The following is a 13,442-nucleotide window of genomic DNA, read 5'->3' as shown; positions in this document are numbered from 1 at the left end:
GGCGGCCTGTTCTTATGGCGGCCGGGTGTTGTGTTATGTGGTGCATGCGTTATAATCCTTCACAGGCCACGCGCCTGCTTTTGGACCCCCTGATATCTGTGTCTTCCGCCAAGATGATGACAGATGTCGGGGGGTTTGTGCATTCAGGCTCCGGGAAATCCCGTTACCTGCTCCTGAACGTTTTACTGGACACGTCCTGTCCCTGTCTGTTTCCGGAAGTCCGCATTTCTTCCGTAAAACCATCTTTTGCCACCCGCCTGCCTCACCACAAAGCAGTCAAACCGTCAGTTTGAGTTAGGACACAAAAGTAATCTGAATCAACAATCTGTCCCACCACAAGACGATCGCTGACGATCCGAATACTACCTTCTCATCAGTAACTTTTCCAGATGTTAGACCAGATAACAATCCATAGTTTTCATGCTAATTGTCCGGATGAGACTGCTAGCAAGCATCGCACGCAGTAAATTCAGGGCGTTGGGTTTGATTTGGTAGGCCAGAGCAAGGAAAATAATTTAGAGGAAGAGCTTTACCTAATAGTTGCAAGTTGACTCTTTCGTATGTTCACTGCACTTAAAAAACCGTATAGCTTTTGCTATACAGAATCCATATGATATGCTTGTAAAGCAATCGCTATACAAGGAGCGCACTCATGAAATCAGATGTTCAGCTCAACCTTAGAGCTAAAGAATCTCAAAGAGCACTTATTGATGCTGCAGCAGAGATTCTCCATAAATCACGCACGGACTTCATCCTGGAAATGGCATGTCAGGCTGCGGAGAATGTGATCCTCGATCGTCGCGTATTTAATTTTAACGATGAGCAGTATGCAGAGTTTATCGATATGCTCGATGCACCGGTTTCGGATGAGGCGGCTATTGATAAACTTCTGGCAAGGAAACCTCAGTGGGACGTGTAACAGCACCAGAACCATTATCCAGCTCCCATCAACTAGCAGAGTTCGTCAGTGGTGAGGCAGTACTTGATGACTGGCTTAAACAGAGGGGATTAAAAAACCAAGCTCTTGGTGCAGCACGAACGTTCGTCGTTTGTAAAAGAGACACTAAACAGGTTGTCGGTTTTTACTCTCTGGCCACCGGCAGCGTTAACCACGTGGAAGCAATGGGAAGCCTCAGGCGCAATATGCCAGATCCAATTCCCGTAATCATACTTGCTCGCCTGGCAGTTGATGTTTCATACCGTGGCCAAGGGCTCGGGGCCGATTTACTGCATGATGCAGTTCTGCGCTGTTACCGTGTAGCTGAGAATATTGGAGTCCGTGCGATTATGGTTCATGCACTGACTGAAGAAGCCAAAAACTTTTATCTTCACCATGGCTTTAAGGCATCACAAACTCAGGAACGGACATTGTTTTTAAAGTTACCACAGTGAGGTTTGAGGAAGAAAGGGGCTTGTTCGATATTTAAGATATTGATTTATAATGATTTTACCATTGAATTTAACATAATCTTTGTTATGCGCACCTGTATTGTAGGGGCTCAATGCTAATGTCTATTAGGGGGCTGCGGATGTTTTCCTGGACTGTTATGTTGTGATCCCAAGATGCTGCCGGTACTTCACAGGACTCATTGCACCTAATGATAGCTTGATACGTTTCTCGGGTAATGACTCCAACTTACTGATAGTGTTTTATGTTCAGATAATGCCCGATGACTTTGTCATGCAGCTCCACCGATTTTGAGAACGACAGTGACTTCCTGCCCAGCCTTGCCAGATGCTGCCTCAGATTCAGGTTATGCCGCTCAATGCGCTGCGTATATCGCTTGCTGATAACGTGCAGTTCTCCCTTCAGGCGTGATTCATACAGCGGCCAGCCATCCGTCATCCATACCACGACCTCAAAGGCCGACAGCAGGCTCAGAAGACGCTCCAGCGTGGCCAACGTGCGTTCACCGAATACGTGCGCCACAACCGTCCTCCGTATCCTGTCATACGCGTAAAACAACCAGCGCTGGCGTGATTTAGCGCCGACGTAACCCCACTGTTCGTCCATTTCCGCGCAGACAATCACATCACTGCCCGGTTGTATGCGCGAGGTTACCGACTGCGGCCTGAGTTTTTTAAGTGTCGTAAAATCGTGTTGAGGCCAACGCCCATAATGCGTGCACTGGCGCGACATCCGACGCCATTCATGGCCATATCAATAATTTTCTGGTGTGTACCGGGCTGAGAGGCGGTGTAAGTGAACTGTAGCTGCCATGTTTTACGGCAGTGAGAGCAGAGATAGCGCTGATGTCCGGCAGTACTTTTACCGTTACGCACCACGCCTTCAGTAGCCGAGCAGGAGGGACAACTGATGGAGATGGAAGCCACGGGAGCACCTCAAAAACACCATCATACACTAAATCAGTAAGTTGGCACCATTACCCGTTTCTCGTTATACCAGCGTATGTACCTGTCCAGGAAGCAGATAAATTTTTCCAGCCTGATACCCGCCCAGTCTCTGCCATAGAACATTTCGTTTTTGATACGCCCGAAGAAGCCTTCACACGCAGCATTATCCGACGAGCATCCTTTGCGCGACATGGACCTTATAAGTCCGGAGGTGTTGATACGCTCGAGCCAGCCCGGCCACCGGTAATGGCCACCACGATCGCTGTGTATCACCGGTTTATCATGTTCGTTGAGCGTATCGAGTGCGTCATCGAGCATCGTATTCACCAGCGTCGCGTCCGGGCGTGTTCCTATCGACCAGCTTACAACCTGGCCATCAAAGCAGTCGATAACCGGCGACAGATAGACTTTTCCAGCCGGAAGCTGGAACTCCGTAATATCGGTCAGCCACTTCTCATTTGGCCTGCAGGAACTAAAATCCCGGGCGAGTAAATTTTCCGGTGCCGGACCGATTTCGCCACAGTAAGAGTTATATCGTCGTCGCCTGGTGCGCTTAACAACGAGCTGCTCTTCTGCCATCAGTCTGCGGACAACCTTTTCAGAAATAACCCTGTTGTTACTGCGAAGCATCGCGTGAAGGCGCCGGTAGCCGTAACAGCGGTAATTCTCCTCAAAGATATCGGCCATGATCACGCGTATTTCCGCATACTTATCGTACAGACGTTTGCTGGCTTTGTGGTAAAAATAACAGCTGCGGGCAAGTTGCAGAACGCTTAGCAACTCAGCAACGGGGTACTTTTTCTTAAGGGCATCAACTATCAGGGTTTTCTCCCTATTTTTCAGTTTCAGAAAGCTGATGCCCAGATCTTTTTTTATCAGTTCATTCGCCTTTGTCAGTATGTCACGTTCGAGCTGCAGCTGATGAACCTGCTTCCTGAGACGCTGGATTTCACCGAGTAAAGTATCCTGATTTTTATCCTGAGGGGCTGCCTTTCGTTTGCGCATGGATTGATAAGCCTCGTCACTGATAAGGTCTTTCTTCCATTTGTACAGGACCGGGACGCTGACGCCTATGCTTTGTGCAACTTTACGCACGGTTCCACGTCGGTTACAGAGCTCCCGGACGGCCTGAGACCTCTCTTCCGGGCTGAAGCATTTGCTTGTGCCTGAGCGAATGACCAGGGGACGCGCATTTGGGTAAAACTCTTCAATCCAGCGCTTTAGAATTTCGTTACTGGGGTAGCCGATGGCTCGGCGAGTGTACGACAGGCAACCACCGTGAGTAAGATAATGCTCAACAGCAGCAATTTTCTGTGTACGTGAATAGCGTTCTCTTGGTTTTAATTCCCTGGGTAAATCGCCCTTCTCTTCATAAATCCGAACCCAACGGCCCAGCTGTTTTGTGGAAGGATATCCCAGCTCCATGACGACAACGGAGGCTTTCTTTCCGTACCGGTAATAGAGTTCGACGGCCCGAATCCGGTCCTCGTATGAATGCATAAATTAACTCCTGAAGGTCCAGGAATTTGTCCGCACTTCCCCTATTTCAAATGCAGGTCGCTACACCTATAGACATGATCAGCGCAAGCACGTCTCAGATGTCCAAACGGTACGGATTTATATATGTTGACCCGGATGATATGGGGAACGGAACACTAAAACGCTCCCGTAAGAAAAGCTTCCACTGGTATAAAAAAGTCATCGCCACGAACGGAAAAGACCTCAGTAGTTAACACAGCACACCCCTGGCAGCACTGTGCTGTCAGGGCGTCTCATAATTCCGCGCGGATACCTCCCGGCCCTACTGTGCATTATTCCCGGGTACGGTCTTTCACCCAACGGCGGTATAATGCCGGATTCATGCCGGTCATCCGGCTGAAGACCCTCCTGAAACTGCCTTCATCCGCGTAACCTGCATCAGCTGCGATCTGCTTTATGGTTTTAGCAGATGTTTCAAGTGCCAGCCTTGCCATTTCACACCTGATCCTGTCGATAAACTGTTTCGGTGACTCGCCTGTTTCCGCCTTTATACGCCTGTGAAAGGTTCGCTCCGAAATGGCAAGGCGCCGGCACAGCTCTCTTGTGGTAAGCAGCGTTGATGCTTCCTGCCTTATAAAAAATTCTGCACCGGGCAGAATACTGTCCGGCCGGCTGAGGTGCGCGGTGGGCATATAAACAGCCCTTGCGGGAGGCGTTGTATCCACTACAGCAAATTCTGCTGCAATACGCGCAGCCTCCGTCCCCTCAAGCTGACGCACAACGTGTAAGGCCACATCAATCCATGAAAGCGGCCCACCAGCCGTAACTATACGGTTATCCTCAGTCAGAGCATTGCCCCAGATGGCGTTTGCCTGGGGGTAACGGCGCTTGAGCTCATCGTACAGCCACCAGGTTGTCGTACATTTTCTGCCGTTGAGCAGCCCCGCCTCGCCCAGCATAAACACTCCGCTGCACGAGCCACAAGCCAGGGCGCCATGCACGTACTGTTGCCGTATCCATGACGCTATGCTGCCCAGTTTACCGAGCTGTGGCGGCGTGTTTGATGCATCGGGTACAAACCCGGGGATCAGAACCGCATCGCATGAATTGATATCTGCCAGTGCCGCATCGGCGGTCAGTAACCGCCCGCTTCCGTCGGTCACTGGCTGCCCGTCCGGACTTGCTGTCATGATATCAAAGGGTGACGGCTCCTTGCGAGCAGCTGATATGGCTCTTCCGGCAAGAGAGAACATATCAGCCAGCCCGGTATAGCCTGAAGCAAGGCATCCCGGGGAAGCAATAATGACTATCTTTTTCATCTCAGTCCTGTAATTGGCCGAAAAAGCCGGTTTAATGGCAGATTCGCCACAGTGCCATGTTGCCTAACCCTGATACAATAATTCTCGTAAGAAAGCCATGATTATTACAACAGGAGAAAGAAACAATGAGTACAACAGCAGGACTGATTTCATTTAAAGCGAGAGAAGGAAAAGGCGCTGAAGTAGCAGAGCGCATAGCCGCTGCTTTGCCTCATGTTAATGCAGAAGAGGGCACCACTCACTGGCTGGTGATCCGCTCAGAAACGAGTCCTGAAACGGTTTTCCTTGTAGATCTGTTCAGTAGTACAGACTCAAGGGAACTCCATATGTCCGGTGAAGCAGCTAAACAAATATTCGCTACCGTACCCGCTCTGCTGGCAGAAGAGCCACACATTCATCCTGCGGTTTTGATTGCGGCAAAAGGTATTTAATTCGGTACGTTGGACTGACCCCGCCACTCGAGTTCTTCCATGAAGCAGATGACCTTCGCCGACGCCGAGTATGCCGGCAAGGGCAAGCAGACCCGCAAGGAACTGTTCCTGATCGAGATGGATCAGGTGGTGCCGTGGAAAGGGCTGATTGCCCTGATCGAACCGCATTATCCGAAAGGCGAAGGTGGTCGCCCGGCGTATCCCTTGATGGCGATGCTGCGTATCCATCTGATGCAGAACTGGTTCGGCTACAGCGATCCGGCCATGGAAGAAGCGCTGTACGAGACGACCATCCTACGTCAGTTCGCCGGACTGAGCCTGGAGCGTATTCCTGACGAAACCACCATCCTCAACTTCCGTCGTCTGCTGGAGAAACATGAGCTGGCAGCCGGCATCCTCTGCGTGAACAATGGCTACCTGGGGGATCGCGGTCTGTCGCTGCGCCAGGGCACTATCGTCGATGCCACGCTGATCCACGCGCCCAGTTCAACCAAGAACCAGGACGGCAAGCGCGACCCGGAAATGCACCAGACCAAGAAGGGGAACCAGTATTACTTTGGCATGAAGGCGCACATCGGCGTTGATGATGAATCGGGGCTGGTACACAGCGTGGTGGGCACGGCAGCCACCGTGGCGGATGTCACCCAGGTCGACAAACTGCTGCACGGCGACGAGAACGTCGTCTGCGCCGATGACGGCTACACAGGCGTCGAAAAGCGCTCCGAGCATGCCGACCGAGAAGTGATCTGGCAGGTCGCAGCACGCCGCAGCACCTACAAGATGCTCGATAAACGCAGCGCCCTGTACAAAGCCAAGCGCAAGATCGAGAAGGCCAAGGCGCAAGTGCGAGCGAAGGTAGAGCCCCCGTTTCGCGTGATCAAGCGGCAGTTCGGCTACACCAAGGTACGTTTCCGAGGGCTGGTGAAGAACACTGCACAACTGGTGACGCTGTTTGCCCTGTCGAGCCTATGGATGGCCCGCCGACAATTGCTGGCAAGCGCAGGAAAGGTGCGCCTGTAATGCGGAAAATGGCCGTCGCAAGGTGCTCGCGACGGCTGAAAGCACCGAAATGAGCGAGTGATCCGATCGTTTTTGATCGGTTCACCGCTTTCAAAATCAGCAGTGGCTGAAGTCAGCCGGAAATACAGGGCTACTTCAGACCATCCCTAGCTAGGGCTCGTAGTTCGGCGCAAGGCTGAAGTCACTTGGCTGCTTCGCTGTGCAGATCCATGACCCACTTTCCATCAAACTCCCGGTTGTAGTTCCACAAGCATCTCGCGAGTCTTGCCGGCCCGCTCCACTAACAAGACCACAACATCTCCAACGTTCTTGTCGTCTAGCCGGGCCTGTAATGTGGTGACGTCGTCAACGGCGATACCGTCGATGCTGATAACGCGATCGCCGGGCACGATGCCGCCTGCGGTGACCTCGACGCCGACGAGCCCGGCCCTGTGCGCCGCCGAGCCCGGCGTCACGCGCAATACGAATACGCCCTTACTGCCGGTCAGCGCCTGCAGACGCGCGTTGAGCTGCTCATCCACCTCGATGCCCAGCGCCGGACGGATGTACTTGCCGGTCTTTATGAGTTGCGGCACCACGCGCATGACGGTATCGACCGGCACCGCAAAGCCTATGCCGGCCGAGGCGCCAGACGGACTGTAGATGGCGGTATTGATTCCGATCAGCCGCCCAGCCGAATCGAGCAGCGGGCCACCGGAATTGCCGGGGTTGATGGCGGCGTCGGTCTGGATCAGGTGATCGATGGCCGGGCCGCCCGCTTCTCCCGGCAACGAGCGGTCGAGCGCGGAGACGATACCAGTGGTGAGCGTCCAGTCCAGGCCGAAGGGGTTGCCGATAGCGAACACCTTCTGACCCACCTTGAGGTCGGCACTGGTGCCGACCGGCACGGCCGGCGGGCGCTTGAAACCGACGCCGATCTTGAGCACGGCGATGTCGTGCGCGGGGCTCGTCCCCACCAGCGCGGCCTGGTAGTCGCGGCCGTCGGCCAGTTTGACGGTGGCTTCGGACGCGCCCTGGATGACGTGGAAGTTGGTGACGACGTGGCCGGCGTCGTCCCAGATGAAGCCCGAGCCAGTGCCGCGCGGCACGGAGAACACGTTGCGCGTCCAGACATCGCGTACTAATTGCGCGGTGGTGATGTAGACCACCGAGGCGCGCGATTTTTCGAACAGTTCGATGGTGGTTTTCTCGTCCGCCGCCAGATCGCCACGCGCCATCACGGTGCGTTCTGCTGCCTCGCGCGGACTGAACCATGCCTCGATGGCGGGCAGAAACTGCCACAGCAGCATGAGCGCGGCAATGCAGGCGGTGATGAAGAGCCCGCGCCGGACGAAGCGGTCCGGCGCGGGGCGTTGGTACGGGTCGAGATAGGCCATGAGACGTCTCCTGTTGATGGGCAATCAGCGCCACAGCCCGCTCAGGCGCCAGCGCGGTGGGCGCGTCGCCAAAGCGGATTCCGGCAAAAAATGGGGCGCGCGGAGTGGCAACGCTGATGCTGGACCAGGCGCCAACGTCAGCAGGCGTGCGATGCGCTCTTGCGTTGCCGGACGCGTGCGCAAGCAGGAGGGCTCGGGATTGCCCCATCCCGGCCATAGCCAGGCACGCCAGGAGCGGCTGACCCGCTCGATTTTCGCCAGCGCGGACGCCAGCCCCTGCGGGTCGCCAGTCAGTTCCGCCGCAAGGCGGTCAGCGTCGAACTCACGCACGCGAGACAAGCCGAGCTGTGCGAGCAGGGCCAGCTGGGGCGATGCGGCCAGTAACAATAGACCAGGCCAATAGACCTCCGCCGCGCCAACCAGCTGCGCGGGCAGGCTGAGCAGGATCGCGATCTGCCCCATCAGGGCCAGTAGGCTCGTGAGGCGACTGTTGGAATCCGCCAGCCCCATGACACGCAGATCCTCATTAGCGATGTGCGCGACCTCGTGCACGAGCACACCCGCCAGCTCGCGTGGGCTCAGGCTGCGCAGCAGGCCATCGGTGAGGGCGATCGATGCCTCCTGCTTCGATCCGGTGGCGAAGGCGTTGACGACGGCACTGGGCACATAGTGCGGCACCGGCGTGGCGGGCAAACCGGCACGGGCGGACAGCTCGCGCAACAGGGCCCACATCTCGTGGGCTTGTTGCGGGTGCAAGGCCCGTACGCGGTACAGGCGCAAGCTCAGCGCCGACGCGGCTACCGGTTCCAGCAGCAACGCACCTGCAACGGCAAACAGCGCGAGCCACAGGCAGCCTTCCCCAAATGGCAGTCTCCCTGCTGCGGCTGCGATCCCGACCAGGGTCAGGACCAACAGCCCGGTCTGCAGGCGGTTGAGCCAGCGGTGTTGCAAGAGCGCAGGGCGCGGATCACTCGGATGATGACGGGTCATGCTCAGAGGTCTCGGCGGCGCGGTCGCCGCGCTTGCGCAGCAGCCAGTAGGTCGCACCCAGAGCCAGCGTGGCGCCTGCCAGCGCGGCTATCTTTGCGGGACTCGCGTCGGAGTCGAGGATCACGAACTTGCGGGAGAGTGCGATCACCGCGATCAGGACCACCGTCTTGACCTGGATGATGCTGTCCCGACGCAGCGCCACGCGCACGATGGAATGCTTGAACTCCATCGCGATCAAGAGCGTCATGATCATGCCGAACACGCTCTGGAATACCTTGTGGTCCAGGGGATTGAAGGCATCGAGAACCAGCAGCGTGAAGACGATGGAGATGAGCTGGAACAGCGACACCACGATGATGACGGCGATCACCGCCGACAGCACGAGCGCGACGACCTGCTCGAAGCGCTCGTAAAAACTCATGATGGCCAATTGGTCACGCAAGACCTGAAATGGGTTAAGGCGTTTTGATTTCATGACTATGAACTCCCTGGAAAACGGCTGCTGTCGAGACGGCGGCGCATTGCGCTGATGTGTCCTTCAATCAACTCGGTCGACATGCCAAGCGTCGACATCACCTGTTCCGCCAGCCCAATAGCTGCGGCAAAGGATTGCTGATACACGCGCACGTTAGGCATGGCGCGAAATGCATCGGCCGCGGTCGTACTTCTGCATGACACCCACAAGGTCAGCGCCGGACGGCGCTCGGCAATCGCCTGGGCGATGCGCAACGCTTGCTGGGCATGGGCGAACGTTAGCACCACCAAGTGCGCATGCGTCAAGCCGGCAGCCAGCAAGGTATCGGGCCGACTGGCATCGCCATGGAACACCGGCGCGCCGGCGGCACGCGCGGCCTCTACCTTCTGCGCGTCCGCCTCCAGCAGCAGATGCGCCACGCCGGCGTGGCGAAGAATCTCGCTGACTGTCAGGCCAAGCTCGCCCGCGCCGCAAACGATGACATGGTCTCGATATCGCGTCGTCTGCGCGGCGATCTCGACTTCTTCAGCCTGGGGTGGCTGAATGACGCCGCCGGTGCGGCTCAAGAACCGGGCAAGTACATCGTGATGGCGGATCAGTAGCGGTGCCAGGGCCATGCTGAGCACCAGCGCGACCAGCATGGGTTGGACGACGGTCGCGGGGATCAGATGCTGCTGCAAGACCGTGCCCAACAACAGCAGGGCGAACTCGCCGCCGTGCCCCAACGCTATGCCCGTGCGCCAGGCATCGAGGGCGGACAGGCGCGTCGCCCGCAAGGCCAGCGTATTGAGCAGGATCTTGACCGGTACCAGCACCACCAGCCACGCCAGCACCGCCAGCGGTGCCGAAAGAATCTGTGCTGCGTCCAGTTGCAGGCCGATGGTCACGAAGAACACGCCCGACAACACATCGCGAAACGGCCTGAGGTGGCTTTCCATGTGGTGCCGGAAGTCGCTCTCGCCCAGCACCATCCCGGCGAGGAAGGCCCCCAGGGCGGCGGATACGCCGACCGCGTGCGCAGCAGCGGCGGCAGCCACCACCACGCACAAGGAGACGAGCACGAACGATTCCTCGTGGCCCCGCCGCGCCACCCAGCCCAGCAGGCCATGCAACAGACGGCGCGAGACGAGGGCCGCTGCCGCGAACAGCAGCAGCACACCGAATACTTCGAGCAGCACATGCTCGATCTTCGGCGACTCGCCGCGCGCCCAGATCGCCAGCAAGGCCAGCAGGGGCACGCTGGCCAGGTCCTGAAAGACCAGCACGGCGATGGCACTGCGTCCGTGGCGGGTGGTGAGCTCGCCTTGGTCGGCCAGTTGTCGGCTGACCAGCGCCGTGGACGACATGGCCGCCGCAGTGCCGAGCAGCGCGGCGCTCTGGCCGGGCTGCCCCAGCCACATCAATAGCAGGATCAGCGGCGGGGCCACGGCGATCATCTGCAGAGCGCCCGCCATCAGCACCGTCCTGCGGGCGAGCCAGAAGTCTCCGAGGGAGAATTCCAGTCCGACCATGGACAACAGCAGCGCCACGCCCAGCTCGGACAGAAAGCTCAGCGTCTCCCCCGGCGCGATCACGCCGATGACTGAGGGGCCCAGTACAACGCCGACAGAGAGATACCCCAGCAAGGCGGGCACTCTGAACGCCGCCGTCGCCATCGCCGCTAGGCTGCAAGCCGCCAGCAGGATTAGCGTAGTGCCGAGCAAGCCCTGCATCGGTCAGCGTCCCACTTGCGTCGACGTCCAGCGCACGATGTCCTGCGCGCCCATCACGCCGGCCTGACGGGCGATCTCCCGCCCACCCTGGAACAGGGCGAGCGTCGGGATGCTGCGGATACCGAACTGCGCGGCCAGGTGGGGCTCAGCCTCGGTATTCACCTTCGCCAGCCGGTTCCTCGGTTCGAGCTGGTGCGCCGATTGCTGGAACTGTGGCGCCATCATCTTGCACGGCCCGCACCATGGCGCCCAGAAATCGACCAGCAGCGGCAGATCGCTGCGCTCCACGTGGCGCGAGAACGTCGCCGTGGTCGACTCGATGGGCTCGCCCGTGAACAAGGGCTGCTGGCAGCGGCCACAGTTGGGATGTTCCGATAGCTTCGCAGTCGGTACGCGGTTGATGGACTGGCAATGCGGGCAGACGAGGTGAAGATCATTCTTCATGGTTCGCCTCCTTGGACCACAGTGAGGCTGCCTCGCTTCGGGTCACAGACAATGCCGACCAATCAACGCCTTGGAGCCAATCGTTCCCGTTTTTGCTTACTCCGGCCTCTTCCAGATGAGCAGCGATGAATGCTTCGGCCTGCATGAGCCACCTTCGGACAGCATCTTCCTTACTAGGAATCAGCAGGATTTCAGAGACGCTGCTGGCATTCAGCCCGTCCACACGGATAAGCAGAAAAATGCGCCGCCACAAACGCGGCATGTCCTTCAGCAGGTCAAATGCAAAAGCGAACTCGCTCGACCGATCAATCAGCTCCTCCTGTTCCGCGATCGTTGCGACATCGGGATGCTGACTGCCAGCGAAAATATCGGCCAGCTTGAGTGTGTCATCGTGCTGATAAAATTCGAAGATTTCCTCTTCCACCATGGCCTCGGCCACGTCTTGGGCATCCGGTTCGACCGGCGCGTCCAGAGAAACGAATTCGCCAAATTGCCGGCTGCTTGCCACTTCGTTATCCAGGACGGCGAACAGATGCTTCAAAAGACCGGTGTAAGCCTCTTTTTCCCCCGGCACGGATTGCCATTCCACCTTAGCTCGGACAATCGCTTCATCCACCACGTCGCGCAGCGTCGGATAATCGCGCGGTAAATCGCCGACAGCCCGCAGATAAGCCAGCTCACGCCTTGCGACAGCCTCAAGTTTCGACAGTAGAGGCATTCGGGTCACCTCGGCCTCATGGGCGGCTGATGCGGGTTTTGCGGCAATCCGCACCTTGAGCTCGCGCAAGCGCTCGCGTCGTGCTTTGCGCTTGATTTGATCCTGAGCATGCAGTCGGTCAAAATGCTTCTTGGCCTGACGGAACAACGACTGTGCGAGCATCTGCGCGAGGGGCGTCAGCTCGTCATGTGATGCAGTAACGCTGACAATCTTTTTGCCGGGCAGGTGCATATAGCCACTGGCCAAAAATTGCCGCTTGATCTTGTCGCGATCAAGGACGATTTGAAGTCGCGCTGAATCTTTAGTGTGTTTGTCGAGCAATGGCTTGAGGGCGTGCTCGATCACATTTCCCAAAGCTCTCTGCCAAGGTTCATGAAACTCTTTGTCGATAGCTCGATAGCTATATTGTATCTGCATGTATGACTCCTTCGATGTCATTTCTATGGAGGCATGAATCGAGGATGCTCATATCCATAGATTTTGGTTTGGCACGCTCTTACCCCAGGCGCGTTTTGCGAAGACTCCAACTCAAGAACAAAAGCGTGACGCCATAGACTGCCGCATGGAAACCCAACAGCCAGCCTGCGGCCACGAATGACTCGACCGGACGGGTAAAAAATATCCACAAGACGATAGCACCAAGGATAATCGAGAGCAGTCCACTGAGGGCAAGCCAGATTTCACCCTTGATTTCCCGACGCAGCCGAACGGCGGCGGATATCTCCAGCACACCGGTGAAAATCGCCCAGAAGCCCACGCTAGCCCATAAAAAAGAAGCCAAGACTATCGTGGCGACCCAAGGAGCAACCAGGACGACGACGCCCATAAGTATGCCGACAATGCCGCTGAACAGCAGCCAGCCCCAGCGCTCTTTTTTCTGGATATGGCGCACCGCTGCAAACAAGTTGAACGCGCCATTGACCAAGGAAAATGCGCCGAACATGATGGTCATGGCCAACAGAGCCGATTGTGGCATCCAGAACGCGAGGGCTGCAAAAATCAATGCCAAGACACCGCGCAGCACAAAAAGCCACCAATTTTGGCTCAGCGAACACAGTGCTTTGGTGGGGTCATCCGCATTGGAATTGGCGATGGTGTCTGTGTTCATGCAATATCTCCTAAA

14 protein-coding genes and 1 pseudogene are annotated in these 13,442 nt (G+C 56.9%); 5 read left to right on the top strand and 10 right to left on the bottom strand.

Annotation, left to right across the window (positions count from 1 at the left end; all coding sequences use genetic code 11):
- Window positions 1-652: 652 nt before the first annotated feature.
- A complete protein-coding gene (locus LCD46_23395; GenBank protein UOY73090.1) occupies window positions 653-919 on the top strand; it encodes a DUF1778 domain-containing protein in 267 nt (88 codons plus the stop codon).
- Window positions 907-1,392 carry a GNAT family N-acetyltransferase gene (locus LCD46_23390; protein ID UOY73089.1) on the top strand — a complete coding sequence of 162 codons (486 nt, stop codon included), beginning with the start codon at window positions 907-909 and terminating at the stop codon, window positions 1,390-1,392. The genes LCD46_23395 and LCD46_23390 overlap by 13 nt, the downstream gene beginning before the upstream one ends.
- A gap of 244 nt (window positions 1,393-1,636) precedes the next feature.
- Here the strand turns inward: LCD46_23390 and LCD46_23385 are convergent.
- Together LCD46_23385 and LCD46_23380 are read right to left on the bottom strand one after the other, a co-directional pair.
- Window positions 1,637-2,334 (bottom strand): IS1 family transposase gene (locus LCD46_23385; protein UOY73088.1). Its coding sequence is split into 2 segments (ribosomal slippage): window positions 1,637-2,085 and window positions 2,085-2,334, totalling 699 coding nucleotides; the frame shifts between segments, so codons are not numbered across the junction.
- 33 nt (window positions 2,335-2,367) lie between these two features.
- Complete coding sequence (locus LCD46_23380) at window positions 2,368-3,855, bottom strand: IS3 family transposase (protein ID UOY73087.1); 1,488 nt, start codon at window positions 3,853-3,855, stop codon at window positions 2,368-2,370.
- A 68-nt stretch (window positions 3,856-3,923) separates the two neighbouring features.
- Between LCD46_23380 and LCD46_23375 the strand changes: the two are divergent.
- Window positions 3,924-4,088 (top strand): annotated as a pseudogene (locus LCD46_23375) (family 1 glycosylhydrolase).
- Between the two features lie 78 nt (window positions 4,089-4,166).
- Here the strand turns inward: LCD46_23375 and LCD46_23370 are convergent.
- Window positions 4,167-5,153 carry a helix-turn-helix domain-containing protein gene (locus LCD46_23370; GenBank protein ID UOY73086.1) on the bottom strand — a complete coding sequence of 329 codons (987 nt, stop codon included), beginning with the start codon at window positions 5,151-5,153 and terminating at the stop codon, window positions 4,167-4,169.
- A gap of 125 nt (window positions 5,154-5,278) precedes the next feature.
- On the opposite strand from LCD46_23370, the gene LCD46_23365 reads away from it, so the two are divergent.
- Entirely contained in the window at window positions 5,279-5,584 is a 306-nt protein-coding gene (locus LCD46_23365; GenBank protein UOY73085.1) for an antibiotic biosynthesis monooxygenase, read from the top strand.
- A gap of 39 nt (window positions 5,585-5,623) precedes the next feature.
- Window positions 5,624-6,604, top strand: a complete 981-nt coding sequence (locus LCD46_23360; GenBank protein ID UOY73084.1) for an IS5 family transposase — start codon at window positions 5,624-5,626, stop codon at window positions 6,602-6,604.
- Window positions 6,605-6,828: 224 nt separating this feature from the next.
- Here LCD46_23360 and LCD46_23355 read toward each other — a convergent pair whose 3' ends face one another.
- From LCD46_23355 to hdeD-GI, 7 genes are all read right to left on the bottom strand, one after another.
- Window positions 6,829-7,980: a trypsin-like peptidase domain-containing protein gene (locus LCD46_23355; GenBank protein UOY73083.1), complete on the bottom strand. Its 1,152-nt coding sequence runs from the start codon at window positions 7,978-7,980 to the stop codon at window positions 6,829-6,831.
- A 24-nt stretch (window positions 7,981-8,004) separates the two neighbouring features.
- Window positions 8,005-8,970 carry a zinc metalloprotease HtpX gene (locus tag LCD46_23350; GenBank protein UOY73082.1) on the bottom strand — a complete coding sequence of 322 codons (966 nt, stop codon included), beginning with the start codon at window positions 8,968-8,970 and terminating at the stop codon, window positions 8,005-8,007.
- Window positions 8,948-9,445, bottom strand: a complete 498-nt coding sequence (psiE-GI, locus tag LCD46_23345) for a heat resistance protein PsiE-GI (GenBank protein UOY73081.1) — start codon at window positions 9,443-9,445, stop codon at window positions 8,948-8,950. Before psiE-GI ends, LCD46_23350 begins: the two co-directional genes overlap by 23 nt.
- 2 nt (window positions 9,446-9,447) lie before the next feature.
- A complete protein-coding gene (gene kefB-GI / locus LCD46_23340; protein UOY73080.1) occupies window positions 9,448-11,157 on the bottom strand; it encodes a heat resistance system K+/H+ antiporter KefB-GI in 1,710 nt (569 codons plus the stop codon).
- Window positions 11,158-11,160: 3 nt separating this feature from the next.
- Window positions 11,161-11,601, bottom strand: coding sequence for a heat resistance system thioredoxin Trx-GI (gene trx-GI / locus LCD46_23335; protein ID UOY73079.1), 441 nt, complete (start codon window positions 11,599-11,601; stop codon window positions 11,161-11,163).
- Entirely contained in the window at window positions 11,591-12,736 is a 1,146-nt protein-coding gene (locus LCD46_23330) for a hypothetical protein (protein UOY73078.1), read from the bottom strand. Before LCD46_23330 ends, trx-GI begins: the two co-directional genes overlap by 11 nt.
- A 79-nt stretch (window positions 12,737-12,815) precedes the next feature.
- Entirely contained in the window at window positions 12,816-13,427 is a 612-nt protein-coding gene (gene hdeD-GI / locus LCD46_23325; protein ID UOY73077.1) for a heat resistance membrane protein HdeD-GI, read from the bottom strand.
- Between the last annotated feature and the right edge of the window lie 15 nt (window positions 13,428-13,442).

Origin of the sequence: Enterobacter ludwigii (assembly GCA_023023105.1) — a bacterium.
Classification (GTDB): domain Bacteria; phylum Pseudomonadota; class Gammaproteobacteria; order Enterobacterales; family Enterobacteriaceae; genus Enterobacter; species Enterobacter adelaidei.
This window is presented reverse-complemented; position numbering and strand designations above follow the sequence as displayed.

Excerpts from the sequence above, each read along its gene's own strand:
- LCD46_23395 (UOY73090.1), top strand. The coding sequence starts at position 653 with ATGAAATCAGATGTTCAGCTCAACCTTAGAGCTAAAGAATCTCAAAGA.
- LCD46_23380 (UOY73087.1), bottom strand. The coding sequence starts at position 3,855 with ATGCATTCATACGAGGACCGGATTCGGGCCGTCGAACTCTATTACCGG.
- LCD46_23370 (UOY73086.1), bottom strand. The coding sequence starts at position 5,153 with ATGAAAAAGATAGTCATTATTGCTTCCCCGGGATGCCTTGCTTCAGGC.
- LCD46_23365 (UOY73085.1), top strand. The coding sequence starts at position 5,279 with ATGAGTACAACAGCAGGACTGATTTCATTTAAAGCGAGAGAAGGAAAA.
- LCD46_23360 (UOY73084.1), top strand. The coding sequence starts at position 5,624 with ATGAAGCAGATGACCTTCGCCGACGCCGAGTATGCCGGCAAGGGCAAG.
- LCD46_23355 (UOY73083.1), bottom strand. The coding sequence starts at position 7,980 with ATGGCCTATCTCGACCCGTACCAACGCCCCGCGCCGGACCGCTTCGTC.
- LCD46_23350 (UOY73082.1), bottom strand. The coding sequence starts at position 8,970 with ATGACCCGTCATCATCCGAGTGATCCGCGCCCTGCGCTCTTGCAACAC.
- psiE-GI (UOY73081.1), bottom strand. The coding sequence starts at position 9,445 with ATGAAATCAAAACGCCTTAACCCATTTCAGGTCTTGCGTGACCAATTG.
- kefB-GI (UOY73080.1), bottom strand. The coding sequence starts at position 11,157 with ATGCAGGGCTTGCTCGGCACTACGCTAATCCTGCTGGCGGCTTGCAGC.
- trx-GI (UOY73079.1), bottom strand. The coding sequence starts at position 11,601 with ATGAAGAATGATCTTCACCTCGTCTGCCCGCATTGCCAGTCCATCAAC.
- LCD46_23330 (UOY73078.1), bottom strand. The coding sequence starts at position 12,736 with ATGCAGATACAATATAGCTATCGAGCTATCGACAAAGAGTTTCATGAA.
- hdeD-GI (UOY73077.1), bottom strand. The coding sequence starts at position 13,427 with ATGAACACAGACACCATCGCCAATTCCAATGCGGATGACCCCACCAAA.